The sequence below is a fragment of the Pseudomonas bharatica CSV86 genome (genome assembly GCF_000319305.2).
Taxonomy (GTDB): Bacteria; Pseudomonadota; Gammaproteobacteria; order Pseudomonadales; family Pseudomonadaceae; genus Aquipseudomonas; species Aquipseudomonas bharatica.
In genome coordinates this window covers 2,830,969-2,856,850 of the sequence record NZ_AMWJ02000001.1, presented here as the reverse complement: position 1 = coordinate 2,856,850, position 25,882 = coordinate 2,830,969, and the positions used below count along the sequence as shown (strand labels likewise).

Here is a 25,882-nt window from a genome sequence, read left to right as displayed (position 1 = left end):
AGTGCCGGACACTGGCACCTGGAGAGACCCGTGCGTACCCGACTGATTCCCGATGCCCGCGAATTGCTGGCCGGCCTGCTGTTTCTCGGCTTCGGCCTGGCCGGCCTGTTGATCGGCCGCGACTACGCCAGCGGCACTGCCATGCGCATGGGCGCCGGTTACTTCCCCTGGTTGGTCAGCCTGGCGCTGTGTGTGCTGGGGGCGGTCCTGCTGGTACGCGGCCTGGCGTCGTCGCGGGAAAGGGTGGCGCTGGGCGAGCTGTTCCAGGCCCGGCCCGGGCTGTCCATAGGCGGCAGCGTGGTGGCCTTCGCCCTGTTGCTGCCAAGCCTGGGCCTGGCCCTGTCAACCCTTCTCATGACCCTGCTCAGCGGCCTGGCCCGGCGCCGCGCCCACCTTGGCGAACTGACCGTGCTCGGTTGCGTGCTGGGGCTGTTCAGCGTGGCGGTGTTTGCCTGGGGCCTGGGCCTCAACCTGCCGGCCTGGCCGGTCTGAGGGCGCGCCATGGAACTGCTCGATCACCTGGCGATCGGCCTGCAAGCGGCCTTTACCCTGAACAACCTGCTGTACTGCTTCGTCGGCGTCACCCTCGGCACTCTGGTCGGCGTCCTGCCGGGGCTGGGGCCGGTGGCGACCATCGCCATGCTGCTGCCGATCACCTACGGCCTGACCCCGTCGGCGGCGTTGATCATGCTCTCCGGTATCTACTACGGCGCCCAGTATGGAGGCTCGACCACCGCGATCCTGGTTAACCTGCCCGGGGAGTCCTCCTCGGTGGTGACCTGTCTCGACGGCCATGCCATGGCGCGCAAGGGCAGGGCGGGAGCGGCGCTGGCCATCGCGGCGATCGGTTCGTTCGTTGCCGGCAGCCTGGCGATCCTGCTGCTGGCCGCCGCTGCCACGCCATTGGCGGAAGCCGCCTTGAAATTCGGCCCTGCAGAATATTTTTCGCTGATGCTGCTGGGCTTGGTAGCGGCCATCGTCCTGGCCCAAGGCGACGTACTCAAGGCCATCGCCATGACCTTGCTCGGGCTGCTGCTAGGGCTGGTCGGCACCGATGTGAATTCCGGGGTCGAGCGCTTTACCTTCGGCATACCCGAGTTGAGCGACGGCATCAGCTTCGTGGTGATCTCGATGGGCATCTTCGGTATCGCCGAGATCATCGCCAACCTCGAGCGCGATCACGGCGGCAAGGCCCAGGTGGCCCGGGTCGGCAGCCTGATGCCGTCGCGGGACGACTACCGGCGCAGCTGGAAACCGATCCTGCGGGGCACCGGGCTCGGTTCGCTGCTGGGCATCTTGCCCGGCGGCGGGGCGATGCTCGGCTCCTTCGCCTCGTACATGATCGAAAAACGCCTGGCCAGGGAGCCGGAGCGCTTCGGCCAGGGCGCTATCGAAGGGGTTGCCGGGCCCGAGTCGGCCAACAATGCCGGGGCGCAGACGTCCTTCATCCCCATGCTGGTGCTGGGCCTGCCGTCCAACGCGGTGATGGCGCTGATGGCCGGGGCGATGATGATCCACGGTATCGTCCCCGGCCCCCAGGTGATCGACGAACGCCCCGAGCTGTTCTGGGGCCTGATCGTCAGCATGTGGCTGGGCAACCTGTTGCTGCTGGTGCTCAACCTGCCGTTGGTGGGCATCTGGGTACGCCTGCTGGCGGTGCCGTATCGCCTGCTGTACCCGTCGATCCTGCTGTTCTGCTGCATTGGCGTGTACAGCGTCAACAACAGCCTGTTCGACGTGCTGCTGACCGTGGCCTTCGGCTTGCTCGGCTACCTGTTCATCAAGCTGCGCTGCGAGCCGGCACCGCTGCTGCTGGGCTACCTGCTCGGCCCGCTGATGGAAGAGAACCTGCGCCGGGCGATGCTGCTGTCCCGTGGCGATCCCACGGTGTTCTTCACCCGGCCCTTGAGCCTGACCCTGCTGATCGTCACCGCATTGGTGGTGCTGTTGATGTGCTCGCCACGCTTGCGCGCCACCCGCCAGGTGGCCTTCAGCGAAGACTGACTTTCTTCTCCCCCTCGTCCAGGAATTGCTCCATGAAACTTGCCCGTTCCGTCACCTTCGCCCTGGCCGCCCTGGCCCTGGGCATCACCGGCCTGGCCCAGGCCGACAACTACCCGAGTCGACCGCTGACCCTGGTGGTGCCATTCCCGCCCGGTGGTGCGGCGGACACCATCGGCCGTTACTACGCCGAGCAGCTTTCCACATCGCTGGGCCAGCCGGTGGTGGTGGACAACAAGCCCGGCGCCGGCACGGCGATCGCCGCCGAAGCGGTGGCCAAGGCCAAGCCCGATGGCTACACCCTATCCCTGGCCACGGCCGGACAACTGGCCATCCTGCCGAACCTGCAAAAGGACCTGCGCTACGACCCGGTCAAAGACTTCGTGCCGGTGGCGGTGGTGGCCTCGGTGCCGAACGTGGTGGCGGTGCAGGCATCGAGCAAGATCGACTCGCTGCCGGCGCTGATCGCCGAGGCCAAGGCCAGGCCGGGGGCGTTGAGCTACTCGTCGTGCGGCAATGGCACGCTTTGCCATCTCTCCGGTGAGCTGCTCAAGCACCTGTCCGGCACCGACCTGCTGCATGTGCCCTACAAAGGCAGCGCTCCGGCAGTGACCGGCCTGCTCGGCGGCGAAGTGGACGTGGCGGTGGACACCCTCACCGTCCTCGCCCCGCAGATCCAGGCCGGCAAGCTCAAGGGCCTGGTGCTCACCAGCGCCGAGCGCTCGCCGCTGCTGCCCGGCGTGCCCAGCGCCACCGAAGCCGGGTTGCCGGGGTTCGTCGCCTCGGGCTGGTTCGGCATCGTATTGCCCAAGGGCGCGGCGCCGGAACTGGTGGAAAAGTTGAGCGGGGCCATTGGCGTTATCGCCAGGTCACCGCAAACCGCCGAGCGCTTTGCCCAGAACGGCATCAGCGTCGAGCAGGGCACGCCTGCCGGATTCGCCGAATTGATCGCCGAGGATGGCAAGCGCTGGGGCGAGGTGATCGAGGCGGGGAAAATCACCCTGGAATGATGGGGCGATAAATGCCCTTGCAGGCCGTGTGGTCGCGCGCAGAACAGATCGCGGTGAGGATCGGTGCCTGCTGTTCCAAAAAACACTGCAGGCCCTGTGGGAGCTGGCTTGCCAGCGATGAGGCCAGATCAGGCAACATCACTGCCCTTGCCGGCCCTATCGCTGGCAAGCCAGCTCCCACAGTGATTTGTGCAAGCCGCTGATGTTCAGGCCAATGTCAAGTGAACTGGCTGCCGGCGGAGCGGGTTGCACAATTCCTGAAGTGAGCCGGGAACCCTGTGGGAGCTGGCTTGCCAGCGATGAGGCCAGATCAGGCAACATCACTGCCCTTGCCGGCCCTATCGCTGGCAAGCCAGCTCCCACAGTGATTTGTGCAAGCCGCTGATGTTCAGGCCAATGTCAAGTGAACTGGCTGCCGGCGGAGCGGGTTGCACAATTCCTGAAGTGAGCCGGGAACCCTGTGGGAGCTGGCTTGCCAGCGATGAGGCCAGATCAGGCAACATCACTGCCCTTGCCGGCCCTATCGCTGACAAGCCAGCTCCCACCGTGATTTGTGCAAGCCGCTGATGTTCAGGCCAATGTCAAGTGAACTGGCTGCCGGCGGAGCGGGTTGCACAATTCCTGAAGTGAGCCGAGAACCCTGTGGGAGCTGGCTTGCCAGCGATGAGGCCAGATCAGGCAACATCACTGCTCTTGCCGGCCCTATCGCTGGCAAGCCAGCTCCCACAGTGATTTGTGCAAGCCGCTGATGTTCAGGCCAATGTCAAGTGAACTGGCTGCCGGCGGAGCGGGTTGCACAACTCCTGAGGTGAGCCGAGAACCCTGTGGGAGCTGGCTTGCCAGCGATGAGGCCAGATCAGGCAACATCACTGCTCTTGCCGGCCCTATCGCTGGCAAGCCAGCTCCCACAGGGATCACCTGAAATCATCTGTCAGGCCATCTCCACCTTCACCGGCTGCGCCCTTGTCTTGCACAGCGGCACCAGCCGCGAGCCGCTGTAACGGCTCTGGCGAAACAGCTTCCAGCGCCCGAACAGCCCGTACACGTGCATTACCCGGCCTTGCTCCTGGTAACCCATGCGCAGGTGCAGCTTGAGGGCCGGCACGTTGTGGGTTTCCACCACATCCACCACCCGGCTGCAGCCACGTGCCTGCATGGCTTGCCATAGGCCGACCTGGGCATCCACCGAGAGTCGGGTGCCGAAATAGGCGGGGATCATTTCCCCACCGAATTCGAAGAAGTCCCCCGGCGCCACCGGGAAGGTGCAGCCGTAGTAATGACGGTCGTGATAGTCGCGGGTACTGGCCCAGATAAAGGCCACCGCGTCGCCCGTGTCATCCAGGTACATGTGCCCGACATGCCCTTCGCGGGCCAGTTCGCGCATGGTCCCGACGCGATCGCCGAAATGACGGGCGAAGGCATCGGCATTGGCTTCGGTGATGGTCTCCAGGCGCACCGGCGGGTGGTCCTTGAGGCTGTGCGGGCCGACCGGCGTCGCCAGGTCGCGCTCCATCCACAGCAGCTCCCAGTGGAAAAATACGTGGCGGCGCCACAGGGTGAGGAGGGTGCGGCGCAGTCCCTTGCGCTGGAGTCGGGCGATCAGGGCGTGCATAGAGCCTCCGCAACAGGCTGCTTGAGGAAGTGAAGTTTTTTCAGGTATAGCGCAGCGGCGTTGGGCTCCGTCAAAAAGCCATCACGGTAGTTGTTTCAATATGTGTATGAGTGGCTTCTTTCGCTCTATTCCGATGCTTTCAGCGGCGATGAATAATTTTCCGCAGCGGCGCAGAAAACTGGCGGAATTCTGGCGCCTGGTTTTAGCGTCCAAGACAAAAGCCTGTGCCAGGCGTTTGCGACAGGGGGTTGGCTCACGTAGACTCCGGCCATCATTCCTACAAAGACCGTAAGGCACATCCGACCCTCAGGGTCATGGATGCCTTCGTCACGTCCGCGATTCAGCCTTTCCAGGAGCCTTTCCCCGCGCATGATCAGCCCCACAGAAACCCGCAGCGGCAGCTGGCTCAGTGTCTTCGCCCTGGCCCTCGGCGCCTTTATCTTCAACACCACCGAATTCGTCCCGGTGGCGTTGCTCAGCGATATCGGGCGCAGTTTCGATATGCCGGCGTCCCAGGTCGGATTGATGCTCACGGTGTATGCCTGGGTGGTGTCGCTGACGTCGCTGCCGATGATGCTGCTGACCCGCAATATCGAGCGCCGCCGCTTGCTGGGCCTGCTGTTCGTGCTGTTCAGCGTCAGCCATGTGCTGTCGAGCATGGCCACCAGCTTCGGCATGCTGCTGGTCAGCCGGGTCGGCATCGCCCTGGCCCATGCGGTGTTCTGGTCGATCACCGCGTCGCTGGCGGTGCGCGTGGCGCCGCCGGGCAAGCAGGCCAAGGCCCTGGGGTTGCTGGCGACCGGCACCACCCTGGCGATGGTCCTCGGCATCCCGCTCGGCCGGGTGGTGGGTGAAGCGCTGGGCTGGCGCACCACCTTCCTCGGGATCGCCGTGGTCTCGGTGGCGACGCTGCTGTGGCTGCTGCGTTCGCTGCCGCTGCTGCCAAGCCAGAACTCCGGCTCGCTGCGCAGCCTGCCGATCCTGCTCAAGCGTCCGGCGCTGATGTCGGTGTACGCCCTGGTGGTGCTGGTGATCACCGCGCAGTTCACCGGCTACAGCTATATCGAGCCGTTCGCCCGGGAAGTGGCGGCGCTGAGCAGCGAGATGACCACCATCCTGTTGCTGGTATTTGGTGGTGCAGGGATCTTCGGCTCGTTCCTGTTCAGCCACTTCAGCGAGCGTTTCCCGAGCGGTTTCCTGATCGCCGCCATCGCCGCGCTGGCCGTTTCCCTGTCGTTGCTGCTGCCGCTGGCCGGGGTGCCGTGGTTGCTTTGCGCCCTGTGCGCGCTGTGGGGCATGGCGATCATGTGCTTCAGCCTGGCCTTGCAGTCCAAGGTGCTGCAATTGGCGTCGGATGCTACGGACGTGGCCATGGCCATGTTCTCCGGCCTGTACAACGTTGGTATCGGCGGCGGGGCGCTGCTGGGCAGCATCGTGGTGAGCCAGGTCGGCCTGGCCTGGATCGGTGGCGTCGGCGGTTCGCTGGCCGTGGCCGGCCTGGTCCTGTGCCTGTACGCCACCTGGCGGTTCTTCGGGGTTCAGCAGGGTCTCAGCGAGCGCTCGGTGAAGTAGCGCTCCAGCGCGGCGGTGGAAGAAGACGCCTCGGCCAGCGCCACATAGCTGTCGGGGCGGATCAGGTAGAACGCGTTGCGCGCCAGCCCGGCGGCTTCGTGGGCCGGGCTCCAGGCGAACACCTGCAAGGGGATCTGCCGCGCCGCGCACCAGCCCGTCAGGTCTTTGCCGGCAAGCCCATAGACATGCACCTGCCAGCAGGGCCGTGCCAGTTCGGCGAAGTTGTCTGCCGTCTCATCATGGGCCCAGGGCAGCCGATCGCCGCCATGCACGTGCCCGGCCGTGCCGAAACTCAGGGGCATCAGGCGGTAATTAAGGCCGATCTGCGACAGCGTGCGGAACATGAAGCTGCGCACCTTGCCCATCGCCATCAGCCGCGACAGCAGCACCGGTGCCAGGCGCGTGCGCAGCAGATTGGCGACACGGCCATTGGCGCTGACGAAGTTGAAGACCTGGTCGGTAGTGGCGACCAGGCGTTCGGCAAACGCCTTGCGCTCGATCTCGAAGCTGTCGAGCAGTTCGTCGGTGGCCTTGCCGTGCAATACGCTGGCGAGCTTCCAGGCCAGGTTGATGGCGTCGCCGATCCCGGTGTTCATGCCCTGGCCGCCGGCCGGGCTGTGCACGTGGGCGGCGTCGCCGAGCAGGAAGGCGCGGTGGCGACGGAACTGCTGGGCCACGCGGTGGTGCACACGGTAGGTGGAGAACCAGTTGACCTGTTCGACCTGGAGCTGCATGTGCTCGATGGCGCGGCTGCTGACATCCTCGAAGGTGAGGTTTTCCACATGTTCGGCACGCTCGTCGCGCACCGTGCCGATCAGCCGTGCGCGGCCCGTTCCGGCCAGCGGGAAGACCGCGACGAAGTCCGCCTCGTCAAGGTCCACGTGCAGTTCGCCGTCCAGCGCCGGCCCCGAGGCCTGCACGTCGGCAACATAGAACACCTGCTGGTAGGTGCCGCCGGGGAAGCCGATGCCGAGGGCCTTGCGCACCGCCGAACGGGCCCCGTCGCAGCCGGCCAGGTAAGGTACGCGACAGTCTTCTTCGTGGCCATCGGGCAGGCGCAAGCGGGCCACGGCCTGCTCTTCATCCTGGCTCAGTTCGAGTAGTTCGGTGTTCCACTGCACCTCGACGCCGAAGCCTTGCAGGCGCTCGATCAGCAGCTTCTCGTGTTCGTCCTGCGGGTAGATTTCCAGGAAGGGGTAGGGCGTCATGCCAGCGCCGATGTTCTGCAAGGACAGCTTCGCCGCCTTTTGCCCCCTGACCCACAGATTGGCCGCCGGCACCTGATGGCCGCGCTCGACCACCGTGTCGGCCAGGTCCAGCTGGCGATACAGTTCCAGGGTGCGCGCCTGGACCGCCAGGGCGCGGGAGGTGGTGCCGGGGCCGGTCGCCTTGTCGACGATGCGCACCTTGACGCCCAGCCTGCTCAACCATAGGGCAAGCACCAGGCCCGTGGGGCCGGCGCCGATGATCAGGACTTCTGTGTCATTCATGCCACGCTCTCCTGGTGATTGTCAGGAGAGTGTAGAGGTGGGCGTCAGTCTTCGCCGAAGCTGGCGAGGAGGAACGCTTGCACCGTTGTCAGGATTTCCCGCGATAGCGCGTCATCCGCGCAGGCCCGGGACAGGCCAAGGGCGCCGACCATGGCGCTGAAGGCGACCATGGCCTGCTTGCGCTTTTCCTCATCATCACCGCCGAGCAGGCGGGCGATACCCTTGATGTTGGCGCGCAGCTTGTTGGTGTACAGCTCGCGGGCCTCGCCCTCGACCCTACCGATATCGCTGACCAGCGCACCGACCGCGCACCCGGTGCCGACGCCGTCGCGGTGCTCGGGGCTCAGGTATTCGCTGACCAGGGTGGGGAAATTCGCCCGGTGGCTACGTTGCGGGTCTTCCGAGCGCTTGAACGCCGCGTCCAGCGCCTCCGCCACCAATTGGTCGCGGGAGTCGAAATGCTTGTAGAAGCCGCCATGGGTCAGGCCGGCTTCCTTCATCAGGTTGGCAATGCTCAGGCCGTCGAGGCCCAGCTCGCAGAAACGCTCGGCGGCGATGGCGACGATACGTTCGTGGGTGCTCTGCTTGCTGGCTTGGGAATGGCCCATGGTGGCGGTCTCCTGCGTGGTCCGGGGGCGGATGATAGCACCGCCCCGAGCTGCGGCTTACCAGGTCTCCCCGAATGGTCGCACTTCGCTCAGGAAACTCCAGGCGCTGCGGGGTTGCTGGATCAGATGGCCGACCTCGCCGGCGATATCGTCCGGCTGGATAAAGAACGCATCCGGCTTGGTCGGGTGCATCTTGCGTGTCCATTCCACATCGATCACCGCGTCGATCACCAGGTAGGCCACGTGCACACCCTTGGGGCCCAGGTCGCGGGCGATCGACTCGCTGAGAATGCGCTGCGCCGCCTTGGTTGGAGCAAAGGCGGCGAAATGGCCCTTGCCGCGCAAGGCCGAGGTGTTGCCGGTGACGATGATCGCGCCCTGGCCCTTTTCCACCATTGCCGGCGACAGCGTGCGGGCCAGTTGCAGCAGGGCCATGACATTGGTGTGGAAGTTGGTTTCCAGGGCCTGCGGATCGATTTCGCGGAAATTGCCGAAGGTGGCACCGACGGCGTTATGCACCAGCACATCGGCGTCGCCCAGCTCGGCCTGGATCTGCTCCAGCGTGCGCTGCAGTTGCGCGCTATCGCTGACGTCCACCGGGAAAGCATGGGTGTCCGCCAGTTCGCCCTGCAGGGCGGCGAGGCGTTCGGCGTTGCGCGCCAGCATGGCCACGCGGTAGCCGTCGGCCACCAGGCGACGGACGATGGAGGCGCCGGTACCCGGGCCGACGCCGGTGACGATGGCAAGTTTCTTGATGGTCATGGTTCAGGCTCCTTTGGATTGGGCAATGGCGGCGCGGACGAAATCGAGGCGGTCGTTGCCGAAGAACATTTCGTCATCGCAGAAAAAGGTCGGCACGCCAAAAACGCCGCGCTCGATGGCGAGCGCGTTATTGGCGGCCAGGCGTTCGCGCACGTGCGGGCTGTCGGCGAGCTGCCAGAGGTCGGCATCTAGCTCCAGGTTACGCAGGAACGCCTCCCGGCCTTGCGTGCTGGCCAGGTCGTCGCTGCCGGCCCAGACCGCCGCGAACAGGGCAGGGTGCAGGGTTTCGAACACCCCGGCCTGCTGGGCGGCGACGGCAAGGCGCACCAGCAGGGCGTTATCCAGCCGTCCTTCTCGCATGGCCTGGAACAAGGCGCGATTGGGGGCGAAAGGCACCTGGTAAAGGGCTGCCCAACGGGCCGCGTCGATGCCGGAATAACGGGCCTTCGGTGGGCACGCGGGCGAGGGCTGGTTACCGATCTGCTTCATCACGAAGAGGATATCGACCGGCAGGTACTCGACAGGATGGTCGAGGCCGGGCAGGCGTGTGTTGGCGAGATAGGCGTAGGGACTGGTGTAGTCGAAGACGGATTGGAGATTCATGGATCCCGGTCCTGTGGCGGGTGGGTTGGGGTCTTGCTGGTGTGGATGTTAGTTATCATCCAGCAAGGATGTCAATTGACATCTTCGGCAGCGTTCCTCTTCTGCTGAGTCATTCCTCTGCCATGTGTTAGCGCCTGGTCAACAGCACCCGATAAGGCGGTCTGGGCCTGGTGTGGCGACGCGACGGCGATCCGTCGGGTAATAGCCGGGTGTGCTTCGTCGTCGAAAAACCGCTTTCAGACCAGCAGTTCCAGCGTGTCGAACAACACGGTGTCCTGCGCTCGTGATGAGCGCGAGCGCCGGCGGATCGTCTGGAGCAGGCAGTCGACGAAGACCTGGGCGGCCGCCCCGAGCTGCGCATTGCGCGGCGTCACGATGCCGATGGTGTCGGTGGCGAACTCCTCGGCCAGGTCCAGGCGAACGATACGCTCCTTGTACATAGGCACCGTCAGCATGGGCTTGGGGCAGTAACCCAGCATATCGGTCTGCTCCATCAGCGAGAGCATCAACTGCAGCGACTGGGCACGCTGGATCTGGTTGATCGGGATCTGTGCATCATGCTGCCAGAAGAGTTCGCGCATGAAATCGTCCTGGCTGGTGTCCGGATAATTGACCACCCAGTCCTGGTCCAGCAGTTCGTGGATCGAGCGGCTCGCCATTCGCGGATGGCCTTTGCGGGCGATGACCGACATTTCATACGACAACAGGGGTTCGCAGGAGAACTCCGGTCGTGGCAGCAAGGCGGAGACCAGGCCTATGGCGAAATCCATGGTGCCTTCGCGCAGTCGTGGCAGGGTCACGGCCATCAGGCCTTCGAATATCTCCAGGCGAATGCCCGGCATCTGCTGACGAAAAAGGCACACCGCTTCCGGCAGCAAGGTCATGCCCATCCAGGGCGAGATCCCGAAACGCAAATGACCTTCGGTCTCGCCCCTCAGGTGGGCCAGTTCCTGCTGCGCGCGCCCCATTTGCTCGAGCATCTGCCGGGCGTGGGTCAGCAGCGACCTGCCATAGCGGGTCAAGCCCACGCCGCTGGCATTTCGGTTGAGCAAGGGTAACTGCAACTCGCCCTCAAGCTCGCGCAGCGCCTTGGCCGCCGCAGTCTGGGAGATACCGAGCTTGCGTGCGGCGGCGCGGATGCTGCCGTTGTCGGCAATGGACACAAGGGCCTGGAGTTGGTGCAGTTTCATGAGGCGAGGACGTTCCGGCGTAAACCCCTGGTTTTCAGGCCAACCTCTTTGCGGCTGCCCGGGGTGCGGGGTGGTTTTTTATGATGGCCGCAAGCATGCCCAGCCATGCGCAGAACAACAAGAAGGAAACCTCATGAGCCACTTTGCAGTACTTCCTGGTATCAAGGCCATCGAAGAAGAAATGATCGGCGTGCGTCGGCACCTGCATGCCCATCCTGAATTGAGTTTCGAGGAATTCGCCACCAGTGACCTGGTTGCGTCGAAGCTCCAGGAATGGGGCTATGACGTTCACCGCGGTATCGGCAGGACCGGCGTAGTCGGCCAGCTGAAACGCGGTAGCGGCCAGCGCCGGATCGGCCTGCGTGCCGATATGGACGCTCTGCCGATCGAGGAGCTTACCGGGCTGCCCTATGCCAGCCGCTTCGAGGGAAAGATGCATGCCTGCGGTCATGACGGGCACACCGCAATGCTGCTTGCGGCGGCCAGGTACCTCGCTGCCGACGGCAACTTCGATGGCACCCTGAACGTGATTTTCCAGCCCGCCGAGGAGGGTGACGGCGGCGCGCGCAGCATGTTGGAGGACGGGCTGTTCGAACGCTTTCCCTGTGATGCGGTATTCGCGATGCACAACATGCCCGGCCTCGCGGTCGGTACGTTCGGCTTTCGCACCGGGCCGTTCATGGCCTCGACCGATACGGTCACCATCGACATCCACGGCGTCGGCGGCCATGGTGCCATGCCGCACAAGGCCGTGGATGCGATCCTGGCGGGCTCGGCGATCGTCATGGCCCTGCAAAGCGTGGTAGCCAGGAATATCGACCCGCTGGACTGCGGTGTGATCTCGGTCGGTGCATTCAACGCTGGCCACGCGCCCAATGTGATACCCGAACACTGCCGGCTGCAATTGAGCGTGCGGGCCCTGAAGACCGAGGTGCGCGACGAGCTCATTGAGCGCATCACACGGATCGCGCAGGCCCAGGCCGAGAGTTTCGGTGCCCGGGCCAGTGTGGCTGTGGACGAGTCGCAGCGCTTCCCGGCGCTGTTCAATCATGAACAACCCACCGCGTTCGCGCGTCAGGTTGCGCTCGATTGGATCGGCGCCGATTCAGTGGTCGCCGAAATCCAGCCACTGACCGGCAGCGAGGATTTCGCCGTGATCCTGGAGCACTGCCCGGGTTGTTATCTGGTCATCGGCAATGGCGACGGCGAGGGGGGCTGCATGGTGCATAACCCCGGCTACGACTTCAACGACGAAGCCCTGGCGCTTGGCGCCAGCTATTGGGTACGCCTGGTCGAAACCTTCCTGGCCTGAATGCCGCCACTTGCCAGCCTCGCGGCAGCGCGAGGCGGAGGACCTGTCATGTCTGCAACCGTTACCCAGGCGGCCGGCGCCGCACCGGTTTCCCGAGCGTTGACCTCGCGAGCCATCGCGGCGATCACCATCGGCTCGGCGCTGGAGTTCTTCGAGTTTTCCGTCTTCAGTTTTTTCGCGACCCTTATCGGCCGCCAGTATTTCCCGGCGCAGAGCGAGCTGAGCCAGCTGTTGCTGGCCCTGGCTACCTTCGGGCTGGGTTTTGTCATGCGCCCTTTGGGCGGCATCGTCATCGGCGCCTATGCCGACCGTGCCGGACGCAAGCCGGCGATGCTGCTGACCCTGAGCCTGATGGCGCTGGGCTCGGCGGTACTGGCGACTGCGCCGACCTATGCCCAGATCGGCCTTGCCGCGCCGGTGCTGGTGGTGTTGGCCCGGCTTATCCAGGGCTTTGCCATCGGTGGCGAAGTCGGAGCGTCCACTGCGATGCTCATGGAATATGCCGGCGACCATAACCGTGGTTTCTACGGCAGCTGGCAGTTCTTCAGCCAGGGGCTGAGCTTTCTTCTCGGCTCGGCCATCAGCCTGGCCCTGACCACCGGCCTGGACCCCGAAGCGCTGGAAAGCTGGGGCTGGCGCGTGCCCTTTGCCGTAGGCCTGTTCATCCTGCCCATCGGCGTTTACATGCGTCGTCACCTCCAGGAAACCGCCGGGCAGCGCGAAGACCAGGACGAAACCACTCCGGTACTGCAGCAGATCGTCACCCGGCACCGTCGCACGCTGGTGGCCGGGGTGCTGATGGCCATCGGCGGCACTGCCAGTAGCTACATCGTGCTCGACTACATGACCAACTACACGGTCGCCATCCTCAAGCTGCCCATGCAGACCGGCATCGGTGCGTCCTGCCTGGGGGCTGCGGTGCAGATCGTCCTGTCGCTGTGGGCGGGGCGTCTGAGCGACCGCATTGGACGGCGTCGCACCATCGCCATGGGCAGCATCCCGATGCTGTTGCTGATCTACCCGGCATTCATGCTGATGACCCACTTCCCGACCCTCGGCACGCTGCTGTTCGTGTCCTTCGCCACCACCTTCCTGCTCGTACTGATCACCGTGCCGTCGATGGTCATGCTGACCGAGATGTTCCCTCGCTCGCTCCGCGCCACCGGGCTGTCGCTGGTGTACTGCCTGGGCGTGTGCATCTTCGGCGGCTTCGCGCAGTTCTTCGCCACCGGCCTGATCGACCTGACCGGCGACAAGCACGCACCGGCGCTCTACGTGATGCTCTGCCTGTGCGCCACCCTGGCGGGCCTGGCGATGGTCAAGGAAACCGTCGGCAGGCGGCTCGACTGAGCCGTTCGCGCAACAGGCAACACCCGCTTTCTCGACAACAACAAAAATGACGATGGATTCCTGGTGGGTAGATTCATGACAACCTTAACGGCCGGCTGGCCGCTCGTGCTCGCGTGTCCGCTGTTGTTCAGCGCGTACTCGCAGGCTGCAAACGGCTTTATCGAAGACAGTCATCTGGTGATCGGCAGCAGGTCCACGGTGCTCAATAGCCAGATGAAAGGGGACGGACACCAGCGTTTCGCCCATGACCGGCGCGACCCTCGCGACGTGTCGCTGGGCATGCGGGCCAACTTCGCCTCCGGGTTCACCCAGGGGCCGCTGGGTTTCGGCCTCGACGCTTATGGCTTCGCCGGCTTCAAGCTCGATGGTGGTGACGGCCATGCCGGATACGGCAATATCCAGATGAACCACGAGGGCGAAGCACAGCGCAGCTTTGGCCGGGCCGGCGTGTTGATCAAGGCCCGGCATGGCCAGACCGAGCTGCGCTATGGCCAGATGCAGGTGACCAACCCGGTCTTCGCGACCTCCGATACCCGATTGTTTCCGAGTACCGCCACGGGGTGGCTACTGGCCAATCGTGACATCGAAGGGCTGCTCGTGGAGACGGGGCGCTTCACGGCGGGCACTGAACCATCCTCGACCAGCAACAAAGGCGAGCTCTGGGCCAACTATGCATTCGTACCTACCGACTCGGTCGGCTTCGCCGGCGGGCGCTACGAGAGCAGGGACTGGAGCGTGAGCCTGTATGGCGCGCAATTCGAGGACCTATGGCGCCAGGCCTACCTGGGCGGCAGTTACCTTTGGGAGCGTGAAGACCGCTCGCGCATCGCCCTGGACCTGAACCTCTACCACACCCGCGACGAAGGCCGGGCCAATGCCGGCGACATCCGCACAACGGCCTACTCGGCCCAGTTGGCCTACAGCCTTGGCCGGCACCGGCTGATGGTTGCTTACCAGCGGATCATCGGCGGCACCCCGTTCGACTACATCGGCTTCGGCAACAACGGCTCGGGAGCCTTCGGCAACTCGATCTACCTGAGCAACCCGATCATGGCTTCCGACTTCAATGGGCCGAATGAAAAGTCCTGGCAACTGCGCTACGACCTCGACATGGCCCCCAGCGGATTCCCAGGCTTGAGCTTCATGGGCCGTTACGTGTTCGGCTATGACATCCAGCGTTCGGACAACAGCCATTACGGCGCCTGGGACGGAGCCGATGACGCCCAGCACCAGGAGCTCGACCTGGAAGCCAGGTACGTTGTCCAGTCCGGTTCCGCCAAGGACCTGCGCATCCGCCTGCGCGAAGGCCTGCACGATGCCAGGCGGGGTCAGCCGGATGGCGACGTCAACATGCACATGCTGATCCTCGAATGGCCGTTGAACTGCTTCTGACCCCCGAGGGATACCCCATGAAACACGAGCAGGAAATCAGGTTCATAAACGGCGGCCCGGATCGCCTTCTGCTCGTGATCGAACCGGCTTCCAGCGAGTTTCGGATCGACTGCGGTGCGTCGGTCAGGCTGCTGGTGGCGGGAGGGGCGGGTGGCGGCTCGATGGAGATCGAATATCTGCCGGGCGGGATGGTCATTTATCTGTCGGCGGACGCTGCGATCCAGGTGTTCCAGAACGGCAGGCGCCTGGCCCAGGGGAAAAGGACCCGGCATATGGAAGCCAGGCTGGGGCAGCGCAAGGCAACGGCCGGGAGTGCGCGGTGGACCTGAGGTATGGGTGCTGCACGCACTGTTGTCAATTGTCGAGCGATGCGGAAGGTATTGCGCAAAGGATGCTGGTCAGGGGCCCAGAAAGACCTGGGTGGCCTCGTTGGGTATCTCCTCGGTTGATCGGGTACGCCACACCGTCGTGACCAAACGATGGGTGGCGACTGTGACACAGGTTGGTCAACCGGGAACCGAGGCAAACCCGGCGCGCTGAAAAGCGCCCTGCGCACCGCAGCCATAAAGCAGCAGCCACAAAAAAGCGCCCGCCAAAACGGATGGGCGCCTGCGCGCTTCGGATTTGCCAGGTGACCAAACCTGATCGCTGATATGCAGCGACCGAGGCAGCCTAGGCACTGATTTCCAGGAGCGCAATGACAAAGACGGCGCGGAAGTATGCTTGGGAAATTGCCTACAAGAAAGTCGGAAGGGGCAGAGGTTTTGTAGCGCTATGCGACAGCCGGGAAGTTGCTAAACGAGCCTGGGGCGCGTAAAGCGCTTACCGCCTTTCAGCCCGCCCGGATTGCCAGCAATATCGCTTGACTCCCTTGTTCACAACAGAGTGCGCACCGCGTGGCGGCGCGCTATCTGGAAGGCGGGCACGCGCCCGCTGGCCCTATTTACTCCTCTTCAACAACGACTCCACCAACGCCTGGCAGATCTCCAGTGAATGCTGGGTCGCCCAGGCGAGGCTCTGCATCGGTTTGCTGGCCGATTCGCAGACCTGGTAGTTGGTTTCATAGGCCGAGGCCAGGGACAGGGTGAGGTGGACCAGCACATCTTCCATCCGGGCGCCCTCGCATACGGCGGACAGAGGCGGGTGGGTGCCGTTGCAGGTGGCGAAGTGGGTGTGGGCGCTGGTAGGGGGATTGGCGGGAGGATCAGGAACGGCCTTTGTCATCGTCTAACTCCTTGAGAATGGCTTCACCACTGAACGTGACCAAACGAAAAGTGGTGGAAGGATGGGTGGCGACTGCACGCAGGTTGGTCAACCGGTCTCAAGGCAACCCGGCGCACCCGAAGGTGCCCCGCGCACAGCCGCCATAACGCGATGCAGCGACCACGAAAAGTGACCACTGACGGAAAGGGCGCTTACGCGCTTGAGAAACCAGGTGACCAAACCTGATCGCTGATATGCAGCGACCGAGGCAGCCTAGGCACTGATTTCCAAGAGCGCAATGACAAAGACGGCGCGGAAGTATGCTTGGGAAATTGCCTACAAGAAAGTCGGAAGAGGCAGAGGTTTGTAGCGCTATGCGACAGCCGGGAAGTTGCTAAACGAGCCGCGGTCAAATAACCCGTTCGGTCATCCTCTGCGCCGGCCTGACCTTTGCGCCCTCAGCGCCGCGCAGAAAGCTGCTGCGGCGCCAGAAACGCATCATGGAAGTAATTGCGGAAGGCGTGCATCGCCGGGGTGAATTCCCGCTCGCGATGCCAGGCCAGGCCGACGCTCATGGGGGTGACCTTGTCGGTGATGGTCACGGTTTCGATGCGCTTGCCTTCCAGCGACCAGGGGCGGTGCACCAGGTCGGAGAGGATCGCTACGCCGCTGCCGTTGGCCACCATGCTGCGCACCGCTTCGACGGAACTGGTGCGAACCCGCACGTTGGGCTGCTGGTGGGCATGTTCCCAGTAGCGCATGGCGCTTTGTTCGGCTTCGTCGACGGTCAGCAGGATGAACGGCTCGCGGGTGACATCGGCCAGGCTCACGGCCGAGCGTTCGCACAGCGGGTGGTGGCTGGGCAGCCATAGCCGGCGTTCGGAGTTGAACAGGGTTTCCGAGACGATGTCCGGGTGGGTGAGGTTCGAGGTGAGCACCACCGCCATGTCGAATTCGCTTTCCAGCAAGCCTTGCTCGATGGCCTGGCGCTCCCGTTCGTGCACGTCGATGGTTACGTCCGGGTACCAGTGTTCCAGGCGTTGCAGGTGGTGCGGCAGGAAGTAGCCGAGCACCGTGTAGCTGGCCGCTACCCGCAGCAGGCCGCTGGCGCGGACATCCGGCAGCGGACTGTTGAGGGCATCGTCGACGCTGCGCAGGATCACGTAGGCCCGGTTGAGAAAGTGCCGCCCGGCATCGGTCAGGCTCATGCCCTGGGCCGAGCGCTGGAACAGCAGTGTGCCGAGCAGGCTCTCCAGTTCCTTGATCGCGGTGGTCACCGCCGACTGGGAAATATTCAGATGAATGGCCGCCTGGGATATCTGCCCGATCTCCGCCGTGGCGACGAAATAGCGAACCTGGCGCAGGGTCAGTGACATGCAAGCTCCATGTGATGGGGTATCTGTTTTTCAGAAGATACACCCTCTGATAATAGATCTTCCCAAGGGGGTGGGCCGGAATCTAACGTGGTCGGCATGAAGTCACAAGCGTCAGGAGCAATTGCATGCAGGCAGTAGATTTCAACTCGGACATGGGCGAAGGCTTCGGTCCGTGGACCATCGGCGACGGAGTCGACAACGAGCTGATGGGCTTCATCAGTTCGGCCAACATCGCCACCGGCTTCCATGCCGGCGACCCCGGCACCATGCGTCGCACGGTCGAACAGGCCAAGCGCCTGGGTGTGGCCGTCGGTGCCCATCCGGGTTTTCGCGACCTGGTCGGCTTCGGTCGCCGCCATATCAATGCCCCGGCCCAGGAGCTGGTGGACGACATGCTCTACCAGCTCGGCGCCCTGCGTGAGCTTGCCCGGGTTCAAGGCGTGGCCCTGCAGCACATCAAGCCTCATGGGGCGCTGTACATGCATCTGGCCCGGGACGAGGAAACCGCGCGATTGCTGGTGGAAAACCTGCAGCGCCTGGAGCCCGAACTGCTGCTGTATTGCATGCCCGGCTCGGTGATCTGGCGTATTGCCACAGAGCTCGGCCAACCGGTGATCCGCGAGTTCTATGCCGACCGCGAATACGACCTCAGCGGCTCCATCGTCTTCACCCGCACTGTGCGCGCCTACGACCCGGTGCAGGTCGCTGCGCGGGTGCTGCGTGCCTGCCAGGAAGGCGTGGTGCGCACGGTGGAAGGCGAAGACCTGCCGATCACCTTCGATTCCATCTGTTTGCACAGCGATACACCCGGCGCCCTGGCGCTGGTCGAGGCCACCCGCAAAGCGCTCGATGGCGCGGGGATCAAGGTGCGCGCACCGCGATAACGCAAGCGAAGACACCTGGCACGCAGACGCTGGGGTTTACCGATACACCCATTTTTGGCCTGCCTTTCTACAAGTATTCCAAGAGGAACAGACATGGCGCAGCACCCAGTCATCACCCCGTTGCCGGGGACTTTCTACCGCAAGGCCACCCCGGACTCGCCGAACTACGTCGAGGCCGGTGCCGAAGTCAGTGCCGACACGGTGATCGGCCTGATCGAAGTCATGAAGCAGTTTTCCGAACTGACCGCCGGTGTGGCAGGGCGCCTGGACGCGTTCCTGGTCGAGGACGGTGATCCGGTGGAGCCGGGTCAGGTCATCGCCACACTCGAGGACGCGTGAGGGCATGAATATGACTCAAGGCATAGGTAAATTGCTGATCGCCAACCGTGGCGAGATCGCCGTGCGCATCATCCGTGCCGCGAAAGCGCTGGGGATTCCAACCGTGGCGGCGTGCAGCGAAGCAGACGTGGATTCCCTGGCCGCGCTCCTGGCCGACGAAGTGCACATCCTCGGCCCGGCCCGCGCCGACAAGAGCTACCTCAATGTCGAGGCCTTGCTCGGTGCCCTGAAGGCCACCGGAGCCAACGCGGTCCATCCCGGCTACGGCTTTCTTTCGGAAAACGCCGAGTTCGCCGAAGCGGTATTGGCCGCCGGGGCGATCTTCGTCGGCCCGTCCCCCGAGACCATCCGGCGCATGGGCGACAAGGCCGAAGCCCGGCGCACCGCACAAGCAGCGGGGGTGCCGGTGGTGCCCGGTTCCCCCGGTGAACTGTTCGATGTGGAGTCGGCGCTCAAGGCCGCCGAGTCGGTCGGCTTCCCGCTGTTGATCAAGGCCTCGGCTGGCGGCGGCGGGCGCGGCATTCGCCTGGCGGAAAACCCGCAACAGTTGAGCGAAGAATTCCCCCGCTCCCAGCGAGAAGCCCAGGCCGCCTTCGGCAATGGCGCGGTGTATCTGGAGCGCTTTATCGGCAAGGCCCGGCACATCGAAGTGCAGGTGCTGGGCGACGGCACGCATGCGGTGCACCTGTTCGAGCGCGAGTGTTCGCTGCAACGCCGTCGCCAGAAGATCTTCGAGGAAGCGCCGTCGCCGGCCCTCGATGCGCAGCAGCGCGAGGCCCTGTGCGCGAGCGCCGTGCGCCTGACCGAGGCGCTGGGCTATCAGGGCGCCGGCACCCTTGAGTATCTGTACGACGACGCCACCGGCGAGTTTTTCTTCATCGAGATGAACACGCGGATCCAGGTAGAACATCCGGTCAGCGAGCTGGTCACCGGCATCGATCTGGTCCAGGCCATGTTGCGCATTGCGGGTGGCGAGCCACTGGGGCTTCAGCAAAGCGATATCAGGCTCAACGGCGCAGCCCTGCAGATGCGTCTGAACGCCGAAGACCCGGCGCGGGATTTCTTCCCCAGCCCGGGTCTTGTCCAGGCGCTTAACTGGCCGCAAGGCGAGGGCGTGCGGGTCGATAGCCATCTGTATGAAGGCTACCGCGTGCCGCCGTACTATGACTCGCTGCTGGCCAAGCTGATCGTCCATGGCCGTGATCGCAATGAAGCCCTGGCCCGTGCACGATGGGCGGTCGAGCAGACCACGCTCACCGGCATGGCCAGCACCTTGTCCTTGCACGGTGAACTGCTGGAGCAACCCTGGTTGCACAGCGCCGACTTCCACACCGGCACCCTGGAAACCTGGCTGGCCGAGCGCCGCAGCGGAGGTGAAGCATGAGCAGTCCGATTCGCTACAGCTTTGGCGCTGACGAACATCTGTTTGCCGAGGTCAGCGACAGCATGTCCCTTGAAGCCTTCTTCAAGGGCATGGCGGTGACCCGTGCGGTGGAACGCCTGGCCCTCGATGGCGTGCTCGACGTGTGCCTGGCCAACGCCTCGTTCCAGATCCGTTTCGATCCGGATCGCATCGCGCCGGCCGATCTGCTTGAAGCGGTGAAGGGCGCCGAGGCCGAGGCCGTGGCCGAGCGCACCCTGCACACGCGGATCATCGAGATTCCGGTGCTCTACAACGATCCCTGGACCCACGAAACCCTAATGCGTTTTCGTGACCGCCACCAGGACCCGAGCGCCACGGACCTGGAGTACGCTGCGCGCATCAACGGTCTGGCCGACGTCGAGGCATTCATCGCTGCCCACAGTGGCGCGCCGTGGTTCGTGTCGATGGTGGGCTTCGTCGCGGGCCTGCCGTTCATGTTCCAGATGGTCGAGCGCGAACGCCAGCTGCAGGTGCCCAAATACCTGCGGCCGCGTACCGACACGCCGAAATTGACCCTCGGCCATGGCGGCTGCTTCGGTTGCATCTACTCGGTGCGTGGCGCCGGCGGCTACCAGATGTTCGGCGTCACCCCGGCACCGATCTACGATCCGCAGCAGCACCTGGCGTACCTGAAGAAGCACATGGTGTTCTTCCGTCCCGGCGACATCGTGCAGTTCAAGCCGATGGACCGCGAAGCCTATGACCACGCCGTCGCCGAGGTCGAAGCCGGGCGCTTCGACCTGCGCATCCGTGCAGTGGAGTTCTCGCTCGATGCGTTCCTCGCCGACCCGGTCGGCTATCCCAAGTCGCTGCAGGAGGTGCTGGCATGATCAAGGTACTCAAACCCGGTCTGGCCACCTCGGTGCAGGACCTCGGCCGCGAAGGCTACTACCACCTGGGCATCCCGCCATCCGGCGCGCTGGACCAGTACGCCCTGAGCGCCGCCAACCAACTGGTCGGCAACCCGGCCAATTCGGCGGCGCTGGAGTGCACGTTGCTGGGGCCGGAGCTGGAATTCCAGCAGGATGCGCTGGTGGCGGTCTGTGGCGCGCAGATGACCCCGAAGGTCGACGGCGTGGACATGCACCTGGACACCGCGTTCGAAGTTAAGGCCGGGCAAGTGCTGCGTTTCGATTTCCCCAAGGCCGGCGCGCGGGCGTATCTGGCGGTGGCCGGCGGCATCGATGTGCCGCTGGTGCTTGGCAGCCGTTCCACCTACGCGCTGGGGGCGCTGGGCGGTTTTCAGGGGCGCCGGCTGGCGATTGGGGATGAACTGCCGGTAGGCGTCGCCAGCGGCAAAGGGCGTGTCGGGGCGAGCCTGCCGATGGCGCTGCGTCAGTCGCTGGGCGGGGAGGTCGTCCTGCGGGTGGTGCCGGGGCTGTACTACGAGCGCCTGACCCCGGCGGCGGCGGACAGCTTCTTCGCCGAAGCCTGGACCGTCGGTTCGGAGGCTGATCGCATCGGCTATCGCTTCAAGGGTGGCAGCCCGCTGAGCTTCCAGCCGCGCGAGCAGCCGTTCGGCGCAGGCTCCGATCCGTCGAACATCGTCGACAGCTGCTACCCGATCGGCTCGATCCAGGTACCGGCCGGGCTCGAGCCCATCGTGCTGCACCGCGATGCGGTGTCCGGGGGCGGCTACGCCATGATCGGTACGGTGATCAGTGCCGACCTCGATCTGATCGGCCAGATGCAACCCAACCAGAAGGCGCGCTTCATCGCGGTGACCCTGGACGAGGCGCTGCAAGCCCGACGGTCCTACAAGAAGAAGCTCGCCTGCCTGAGCACGCTGTTCCCTTCCTGATTTGCCCGCCGCATGGCGCGGGTCAAGCCACAAGGCAAGCCACGCCGCACTTCGGTGCGGGGACGGCTGCCCGCGCTTTAACCTCTGGCGGGTTCTGCCAACCTCATCCTTCATCTGCCATGAGAAACTTCTGCTGCCGGATTTTGCCCATGAACGAACGCACCACCTCATCCATAATGAGGCCGCCACCTATCCCATGACACTTGATCAATCATGACCCTTCGACTCTCTCTATTTGCCCTCGGCGCGCTGTTCTATATCCCTGCCCAGGCGGCAACCCTGTGCACTGTAGTGGCGGACGCCGACGACGGCAGGATCCTGTTCCAGCAGGGTGCGCAACAGGACTGCGCCGCGCGCTACACGCCAGCCTCGACCTTCAAACTGCCCATCGCCCTGATGGGCGCCGACGCGGGTGTTCTGAAGGGCCCGCACGAGCCGGTCTGGCAGTACGAGTCTGGCTATCCGGACTGGGGAGGCGACGCCTGGCGCCAGCCCACGGATCCTCAACGATGGATCACGTATTCAGTGGTTTGGTACTCACAGTTGATCGCCAGGAGCCTAGGGCAAGAGCGCTTCCAGCACTACACGTCCGCCTTTGGCTACGGGAACGAAGATGTCTCGGGCGAACCCGGGAAAAACAACGGTACTGACGGTGCATGGATCATTTCGTCGCTGCGTATCTCCCCGGTGGAACAACTGGCCTTCCTGCGCAAGGTGGTCAACCGGCAATTACCCATCAAGGCTGAGGCATACGACCTGGCCGAGAACCTGTTCGAGGTGAGTGAAGCCGATGGCTGGCGTCTTTATGGAAAGACCGGCACAGGCTCCCCTGGCAACAATGGCGTTTATACGCCGGCCAACGCATACGGGTGGTTCGTCGGCTGGGCGCGCAGGGAGGGTCGCCAACTGGTGTTCGCCAGCTTGGTGCAGGACGCGACGGCGACCAAACCCAATGCTGGCCTGCGTGCTCGGGACGACTTGATCCGCAACTGGCACGCCATGGTCGGTGGGCCCCGCTAAGAGCGCGACGCCGAGAATGAACGCTATGCGCGCCGGATTTCCGCTTCTGGCTGATAGCTGCCAGTGGTCACCGACCGCTATCGACCCAAAGCCGCCACTCGCGGTGGGTGGGGTTTCGCTAAAAAGAGGAAACGCCTGCGGCAGCGGTCATATCACTGAGAACCCAGCCTGGCCAGGCGCTTGTACAATGTGGTGCGGGAGATGCCGAGCTCTTTGGCGGCAGCGCTGACGTTTCCGGAATGGGCCAGTAGTACGCGCTCAATGACGTCTCGAGTGGCATCGGCCAGGTTGCCAGAGACCGCTATGGCCCCACACTGCAGTTCATCAGGCAGGTGTCGCATGCCGATGCATGGTTCGCCGACGGCTAATACCCCGACGAGACGCGCGACGTTCTCCAGTTGCCGCAGGTTGCCCGGCCAGTGATAGACCTGCAGTTGCCGCCTGGCCTCGGGCGCCAGCGGCGGGACGCCCGGGCGCTGGAAAAAGCTGTCGATCAGTTGCGCCTTGTCAAGCCGGTGCTCCAGTGCGGGCAAAGCTACGCGCATGCCGTCCAGACGGTAAAAAAGGTCTTCGCGAAAACCACCGCTGCTCACCAGGCTGGCCAGGTCCTTGTGCGTGGCGGCGATCACGTGGGCTTTCAGTGGTACCGTACTGGTGCTGCCGACGCGGGTGATCTGTCGCTCCTGCAAGGCCCGCAGCAGGCGGCTTTGCAGAGGCAACGGCATGTCGCCAATTTCGTCCAGCAGCAGGATACCGTTGCCGGCGGACTCCATCAGGCCCATGGCACCGCCTTTACGCGCGCCGGTGAAACTGCCCTCGGTGTAGCCGAACAGCTCGGCTTCGATCAGGCTTTCGGGCAGGGCGGCGCAGTTGATGGCTACGAACGGGGCCTGTGGGCAGCAGTGTGCATGCAGCGCTTTGGCGAACACTTCCTTGCCAGAGCCGGTCGGCCCGGTGATCAGCACCGGCAGGTTGCCGGCCACGGCCTTACAGGCATCCTCGAAGCGCGCGTTGACCCGCCGGTCGCTGCCCAGTGTCGTGCTGCTGGGCCGCAACGACCGTGCCTTGGCGGTGGGCTGCGGAAGAAGCCGGCCATACAGGCGTGAGCCATCGGCCAGGGCCAGCAGCTGTGTCGAGCCGTCCAGGCCGTTGTGGCTGGGGCAGTCGAACAGTTGGTCCAGGGTCAGACGTTCAGGGCGGTAACTCGGTACACCCAGCAACTGTTGCGCGGCACGGTTGGCCGCATGCACCGTACCATCGTCATGCACCGCCAACAGCGCCTGCAGCGGCGACCCGAGCAGTCTGGGATCGTGTTGCAATTCGAGGATGCGGCAACCCTGCATTTTGAGGAAGAAGTTGTTTTCGGTAGCCAGCGCGGCGTGTTTGAGTCGTTCGAGCATGGTGCCGGCGTTACGGGTGCCGATGCCGGTCAGGTCCAGGGCCCCGAGCAGATCGCCATTGACCCCGCGTAACGGAACGCTGACGCAGAAAAACTCGGCAAACTCCTGCAGGTAGTGCTGGTTGCCAGCTACGATCGCCGGCAGGCCATCCATCAGCGTGCAGGCCGGGGCAGTGGTGCCGACATCGGCTTCGCTGACCCTGCGTCCGATGTGCAGCGCCGACAGGGGGCCGTCGATGCCCGCTGGTTTGCGCGTCTGGACGATACGGTTGTCCGGATTGACGCAAAACAGCATCCAGTGCGAATCGCCAATCAATTCCCACAACCGCTCTAGTTCTGGCTGCACGCAGGCGGCCAGTTGGCTGTCGGCCTCGGTCAGTGGCTGTACATCCATATGGTCTTGGGCCAGGCGAGTTTGCCACGGACTGAGCCCGGCGGCGCGGGAACGTTCCCATGAGCGCTCGATTGGCTCGGGCAGGAGTCCTGCAGGTAATGGCAGGCCTTCGGCAAACTGCCGGCGGGCACTATGCAACTGCAGCTGTAGGCGATCCATGAGTACACCTTGTGAAGGTTGGCGGCACGCTCCTGATTGCGCACGTTGCGCCGCTGCCAGCAGCGCGTCAAGGCTGCCGGGCGAATCAGAATAGCAACAGCGCCCGCAGGTTGACCCCGCTGTCCTCCTGGAAACCGCCGACCACGCGGGTGTCATGGGTTAGCTGGCCGCTCAGTTGCACTGTCTTGCCGACCATCTGCTGGAACTCAAGGCGCACTTGCTGTACCTCGGTCTTCTGACCGGTGTAGTCGCCCGACAACTGCTGCTTGCCGCCTTCGCTGGCCGAGAAGCCCAGGGCCAGGCGCTGAGCCGGGTTTAAGTCGTAGCGCAGGTTGGTTTGCAGTTGGTAGGTCGGGTCCTGGCGCAAAGTCTGGCTGCCGATGCCGGCCTTGTCGTTGCTGCCATAAAAGACCGCATCGGCGTACCACTCCATCGACCAGCGCCCCCAAAGAGGCTCGACCCAGCCGAGTTGCAAGTCACCCTTCCAGCGGTTCTCGCCCAAGTTCACACCGGCTACTCGGTCGTATTGGCCCCAGGGCAGGTAAAGCAGCGGGGTAATGCCGAAGTAGCGGCCGCTAGCGCCAATGCCCGGCTGGTTGACGAGCCAAAATGTCGCACCGATGATCGGGTCGGCCATCCCGCTGTTGCTGCCCAGCGATTGGCCTCCCACCTTTACGTCATAGACGTGGCCGAAAGGGAGCAGGATTTGCGGGTCCACCGTGATACCGGCGATGTCGGTGAAGTGGATCAGGCGCAGGATGCTGATGTTGGAACGCAGGCCGGTGTTGTGGGTGGCATCGGGTGTGCCATCCCCATTGAATCGGTCGGCGCGGCTAAATTGTTGGTACCAGGCGGCGACGTTCGAGCCAGGTGGTAGCGCCGTGTAATCGCCGGCATTCACATCCACGGCCTGGGCCTTGGCCGAAAGCAGAGCGCAGGCCAGCAAGCCCCATGTAAGGCTAGAAATTTTTGTCATGTGCAG

General features: G+C 64.2%; 24 protein-coding genes. 14 read left to right on the top strand and 10 right to left on the bottom strand.

Annotated features, from left to right (window positions below):
- Positions 1 to 30: 30 nt before the first annotated feature.
- The 3 genes from CSV86_RS12715 to CSV86_RS12705 are packed head-to-tail and all read left to right on the top strand — an operon-like array spanning position 31 to position 3,011.
- Positions 31 to 492 carry a tripartite tricarboxylate transporter TctB family protein gene (locus tag CSV86_RS12715; protein WP_009401390.1) on the top strand — a complete coding sequence of 154 codons (462 nt, stop codon included), beginning with the start codon at positions 31 to 33 and terminating at the stop codon, positions 490 to 492.
- 9 nt (positions 493 to 501) lie between these two features.
- Positions 502 to 2,004 carry a tripartite tricarboxylate transporter permease gene (locus CSV86_RS12710; RefSeq protein WP_009401392.1) on the top strand — a complete coding sequence of 501 codons (1,503 nt, stop codon included), beginning with the start codon at positions 502 to 504 and terminating at the stop codon, positions 2,002 to 2,004.
- A gap of 32 nt (positions 2,005 to 2,036) precedes the next feature.
- Positions 2,037 to 3,011, top strand: a complete 975-nt coding sequence (locus CSV86_RS12705) for a Bug family tripartite tricarboxylate transporter substrate binding protein (protein WP_009401394.1) — start codon at positions 2,037 to 2,039, stop codon at positions 3,009 to 3,011.
- Positions 3,012 to 3,942: 931 nt separating this feature from the next.
- Here CSV86_RS12705 and CSV86_RS12700 read toward each other — a convergent pair.
- A complete protein-coding gene (locus CSV86_RS12700) occupies positions 3,943 to 4,623 on the bottom strand; it encodes a GNAT family N-acetyltransferase (protein WP_009401396.1) in 681 nt (226 codons plus the stop codon).
- A gap of 369 nt (positions 4,624 to 4,992) precedes the next feature.
- On the opposite strand from CSV86_RS12700, the gene CSV86_RS12695 reads away from it, so the two are divergent.
- Complete coding sequence (locus CSV86_RS12695; protein ID WP_009401398.1) at positions 4,993 to 6,195, top strand: sugar transporter; 1,203 nt, start codon at positions 4,993 to 4,995, stop codon at positions 6,193 to 6,195.
- Here CSV86_RS12695 and CSV86_RS12690 read toward each other — a convergent pair.
- The 5 genes from CSV86_RS12690 to CSV86_RS12670 all read right to left on the bottom strand — a co-directional run bounded on the left by CSV86_RS12690 (position 6,162) and on the right by CSV86_RS12670 (position 10,848).
- The gene (locus tag CSV86_RS12690; RefSeq protein ID WP_009401400.1) at positions 6,162 to 7,685 is read right to left on the bottom strand and encodes an FAD-dependent oxidoreductase; all 1,524 of its coding nucleotides are present in this window, start codon (positions 7,683 to 7,685) and stop codon (positions 6,162 to 6,164) included. The genes CSV86_RS12695 and CSV86_RS12690 overlap by 34 nt on opposite strands.
- Positions 7,686 to 7,729: 44 nt before the next feature.
- Positions 7,730 to 8,293 carry a TetR/AcrR family transcriptional regulator gene (locus CSV86_RS12685; protein ID WP_009401401.1) on the bottom strand — a complete coding sequence of 188 codons (564 nt, stop codon included), beginning with the start codon at positions 8,291 to 8,293 and terminating at the stop codon, positions 7,730 to 7,732.
- Between the two features lie 57 nt (positions 8,294 to 8,350).
- Positions 8,351 to 9,055 carry an SDR family NAD(P)-dependent oxidoreductase gene (locus CSV86_RS12680; RefSeq protein ID WP_009401404.1) on the bottom strand — a complete coding sequence of 235 codons (705 nt, stop codon included), beginning with the start codon at positions 9,053 to 9,055 and terminating at the stop codon, positions 8,351 to 8,353.
- 3 nt (positions 9,056 to 9,058) lie between these two features.
- On the bottom strand, positions 9,059 to 9,658 hold the full coding sequence (locus CSV86_RS12675; protein WP_009401405.1) for a 2-hydroxychromene-2-carboxylate isomerase: 600 nt from the start codon (positions 9,656 to 9,658) through the stop codon (positions 9,059 to 9,061).
- 236 nt (positions 9,659 to 9,894) lie between these two features.
- Positions 9,895 to 10,848, bottom strand: a complete 954-nt coding sequence (locus CSV86_RS12670; protein ID WP_009401406.1) for a LysR family transcriptional regulator — start codon at positions 10,846 to 10,848, stop codon at positions 9,895 to 9,897.
- A gap of 133 nt (positions 10,849 to 10,981) precedes the next feature.
- Here CSV86_RS12670 and CSV86_RS12665 point away from each other — a divergent pair, with 133 nt between their 5' ends.
- The 4 genes from CSV86_RS12665 to CSV86_RS12650 all read left to right on the top strand — a co-directional run bounded on the left by CSV86_RS12665 (position 10,982) and on the right by CSV86_RS12650 (position 15,231).
- Positions 10,982 to 12,160: a M20 aminoacylase family protein gene (locus CSV86_RS12665; protein WP_009401407.1), complete on the top strand. Its 1,179-nt coding sequence runs from the start codon at positions 10,982 to 10,984 to the stop codon at positions 12,158 to 12,160.
- A 48-nt stretch (positions 12,161 to 12,208) separates the two neighbouring features.
- A complete protein-coding gene (locus CSV86_RS12660; RefSeq protein WP_009401408.1) occupies positions 12,209 to 13,510 on the top strand; it encodes an MFS transporter in 1,302 nt (433 codons plus the stop codon).
- A gap of 75 nt (positions 13,511 to 13,585) precedes the next feature.
- Positions 13,586 to 14,902 (top strand): OprD family outer membrane porin, encoded by a 1,317-nt coding sequence (locus CSV86_RS12655; RefSeq protein ID WP_009401412.1) that lies wholly within the window; start codon positions 13,586 to 13,588, stop codon positions 14,900 to 14,902.
- A gap of 17 nt (positions 14,903 to 14,919) precedes the next feature.
- On the top strand, positions 14,920 to 15,231 hold the full coding sequence (locus CSV86_RS12650; protein WP_037060780.1) for a hypothetical protein: 312 nt from the start codon (positions 14,920 to 14,922) through the stop codon (positions 15,229 to 15,231).
- Positions 15,232 to 15,841: 610 nt separating this feature from the next.
- Here the strand turns inward: CSV86_RS12650 and CSV86_RS12645 are convergent.
- Both CSV86_RS12645 and CSV86_RS12640 read right to left on the bottom strand, forming a co-directional pair.
- Positions 15,842 to 16,126: a hypothetical protein gene (locus tag CSV86_RS12645; RefSeq protein WP_009401414.1), complete on the bottom strand. Its 285-nt coding sequence runs from the start codon at positions 16,124 to 16,126 to the stop codon at positions 15,842 to 15,844.
- Between the two features lie 437 nt (positions 16,127 to 16,563).
- Positions 16,564 to 17,481, bottom strand: coding sequence for a LysR family transcriptional regulator (locus tag CSV86_RS12640; RefSeq protein WP_009401416.1), 918 nt, complete (start codon positions 17,479 to 17,481; stop codon positions 16,564 to 16,566).
- 125 nt (positions 17,482 to 17,606) lie between these two features.
- On the opposite strand from CSV86_RS12640, the gene CSV86_RS12635 reads away from it, so the two are divergent.
- The 6 genes from CSV86_RS12635 (at position 17,607) to blaOXA (ending at position 22,948) form a co-directional block, all read left to right on the top strand.
- Positions 17,607 to 18,365, top strand: coding sequence for a 5-oxoprolinase subunit PxpA (locus CSV86_RS12635; RefSeq protein ID WP_009401417.1), 759 nt, complete (start codon positions 17,607 to 17,609; stop codon positions 18,363 to 18,365).
- A gap of 93 nt (positions 18,366 to 18,458) precedes the next feature.
- Positions 18,459 to 18,704 (top strand): acetyl-CoA carboxylase, encoded by a 246-nt coding sequence (locus tag CSV86_RS12630; protein WP_009401419.1) that lies wholly within the window; start codon positions 18,459 to 18,461, stop codon positions 18,702 to 18,704.
- 10 nt (positions 18,705 to 18,714) lie between these two features.
- Entirely contained in the window at positions 18,715 to 20,088 is a 1,374-nt protein-coding gene (locus CSV86_RS12625) for an acetyl-CoA carboxylase biotin carboxylase subunit (RefSeq protein WP_009401421.1), read from the top strand.
- The gene (locus CSV86_RS12620) at positions 20,085 to 20,957 is read left to right on the top strand and encodes a 5-oxoprolinase subunit B family protein (protein WP_009401424.1); all 873 of its coding nucleotides are present in this window, start codon (positions 20,085 to 20,087) and stop codon (positions 20,955 to 20,957) included. Before CSV86_RS12625 ends, CSV86_RS12620 begins: the two co-directional genes overlap by 4 nt.
- Positions 20,954 to 21,928, top strand: a complete 975-nt coding sequence (locus CSV86_RS12615) for a 5-oxoprolinase subunit C family protein (RefSeq protein ID WP_009401426.1) — start codon at positions 20,954 to 20,956, stop codon at positions 21,926 to 21,928. Before CSV86_RS12620 ends, CSV86_RS12615 begins: the two co-directional genes overlap by 4 nt.
- A 213-nt stretch (positions 21,929 to 22,141) precedes the next feature.
- The gene (gene blaOXA / locus CSV86_RS12610; RefSeq protein ID WP_009401428.1) at positions 22,142 to 22,948 is read left to right on the top strand and encodes a class D beta-lactamase; all 807 of its coding nucleotides are present in this window, start codon (positions 22,142 to 22,144) and stop codon (positions 22,946 to 22,948) included.
- Between the two features lie 152 nt (positions 22,949 to 23,100).
- Here the strand turns inward: blaOXA and CSV86_RS12605 are convergent, their stop codons facing one another.
- Together CSV86_RS12605 and CSV86_RS12600 are read right to left on the bottom strand one after the other, a co-directional pair.
- Positions 23,101 to 24,900 carry a sigma-54-dependent Fis family transcriptional regulator gene (locus tag CSV86_RS12605; protein ID WP_009401429.1) on the bottom strand — a complete coding sequence of 600 codons (1,800 nt, stop codon included), beginning with the start codon at positions 24,898 to 24,900 and terminating at the stop codon, positions 23,101 to 23,103.
- A gap of 85 nt (positions 24,901 to 24,985) precedes the next feature.
- Positions 24,986 to 25,876, bottom strand: coding sequence for a transporter (locus CSV86_RS12600; RefSeq protein ID WP_051032712.1), 891 nt, complete (start codon positions 25,874 to 25,876; stop codon positions 24,986 to 24,988).
- Between the last annotated feature and the right edge of the window lie 6 nt (positions 25,877 to 25,882).

What these genes read in the sequence shown, in the direction of transcription:
- CSV86_RS12710 (WP_009401392.1), top strand. Translation starts at nt 502, where the DNA reads ATGGAACTGCTCGATCACCTGGCGATCGGCCTGCAAGCGGCCTTTACC.
- CSV86_RS12705 (WP_009401394.1), top strand. Translation starts at nt 2,037, where the DNA reads ATGAAACTTGCCCGTTCCGTCACCTTCGCCCTGGCCGCCCTGGCCCTG.
- CSV86_RS12700 (WP_009401396.1), bottom strand. Translation starts at nt 4,623, where the DNA reads ATGCACGCCCTGATCGCCCGACTCCAGCGCAAGGGACTGCGCCGCACC.
- CSV86_RS12695 (WP_009401398.1), top strand. Translation starts at nt 4,993, where the DNA reads ATGATCAGCCCCACAGAAACCCGCAGCGGCAGCTGGCTCAGTGTCTTC.
- CSV86_RS12690 (WP_009401400.1), bottom strand. Translation starts at nt 7,685, where the DNA reads ATGAATGACACAGAAGTCCTGATCATCGGCGCCGGCCCCACGGGCCTG.
- CSV86_RS12685 (WP_009401401.1), bottom strand. Translation starts at nt 8,293, where the DNA reads ATGGGCCATTCCCAAGCCAGCAAGCAGAGCACCCACGAACGTATCGTC.
- CSV86_RS12680 (WP_009401404.1), bottom strand. Translation starts at nt 9,055, where the DNA reads ATGACCATCAAGAAACTTGCCATCGTCACCGGCGTCGGCCCGGGTACC.
- CSV86_RS12675 (WP_009401405.1), bottom strand. Translation starts at nt 9,658, where the DNA reads ATGAATCTCCAATCCGTCTTCGACTACACCAGTCCCTACGCCTATCTC.
- CSV86_RS12670 (WP_009401406.1), bottom strand. Translation starts at nt 10,848, where the DNA reads ATGAAACTGCACCAACTCCAGGCCCTTGTGTCCATTGCCGACAACGGC.
- CSV86_RS12665 (WP_009401407.1), top strand. Translation starts at nt 10,982, where the DNA reads ATGAGCCACTTTGCAGTACTTCCTGGTATCAAGGCCATCGAAGAAGAA.
- CSV86_RS12660 (WP_009401408.1), top strand. Translation starts at nt 12,209, where the DNA reads ATGTCTGCAACCGTTACCCAGGCGGCCGGCGCCGCACCGGTTTCCCGA.
- CSV86_RS12655 (WP_009401412.1), top strand. Translation starts at nt 13,586, where the DNA reads ATGACAACCTTAACGGCCGGCTGGCCGCTCGTGCTCGCGTGTCCGCTG.
- CSV86_RS12650 (WP_037060780.1), top strand. Translation starts at nt 14,920, where the DNA reads ATGAAACACGAGCAGGAAATCAGGTTCATAAACGGCGGCCCGGATCGC.
- CSV86_RS12645 (WP_009401414.1), bottom strand. Translation starts at nt 16,126, where the DNA reads ATGACAAAGGCCGTTCCTGATCCTCCCGCCAATCCCCCTACCAGCGCC.
- CSV86_RS12640 (WP_009401416.1), bottom strand. Translation starts at nt 17,481, where the DNA reads ATGTCACTGACCCTGCGCCAGGTTCGCTATTTCGTCGCCACGGCGGAG.
- CSV86_RS12635 (WP_009401417.1), top strand. Translation starts at nt 17,607, where the DNA reads ATGCAGGCAGTAGATTTCAACTCGGACATGGGCGAAGGCTTCGGTCCG.
- CSV86_RS12630 (WP_009401419.1), top strand. Translation starts at nt 18,459, where the DNA reads ATGGCGCAGCACCCAGTCATCACCCCGTTGCCGGGGACTTTCTACCGC.
- CSV86_RS12625 (WP_009401421.1), top strand. Translation starts at nt 18,715, where the DNA reads ATGACTCAAGGCATAGGTAAATTGCTGATCGCCAACCGTGGCGAGATC.
- CSV86_RS12620 (WP_009401424.1), top strand. Translation starts at nt 20,085, where the DNA reads ATGAGCAGTCCGATTCGCTACAGCTTTGGCGCTGACGAACATCTGTTT.
- CSV86_RS12615 (WP_009401426.1), top strand. Translation starts at nt 20,954, where the DNA reads ATGATCAAGGTACTCAAACCCGGTCTGGCCACCTCGGTGCAGGACCTC.
- blaOXA (WP_009401428.1), top strand. Translation starts at nt 22,142, where the DNA reads ATGACCCTTCGACTCTCTCTATTTGCCCTCGGCGCGCTGTTCTATATC.
- CSV86_RS12605 (WP_009401429.1), bottom strand. Translation starts at nt 24,900, where the DNA reads ATGGATCGCCTACAGCTGCAGTTGCATAGTGCCCGCCGGCAGTTTGCC.
- CSV86_RS12600 (WP_051032712.1), bottom strand. Translation starts at nt 25,876, where the DNA reads ATGACAAAAATTTCTAGCCTTACATGGGGCTTGCTGGCCTGCGCTCTG.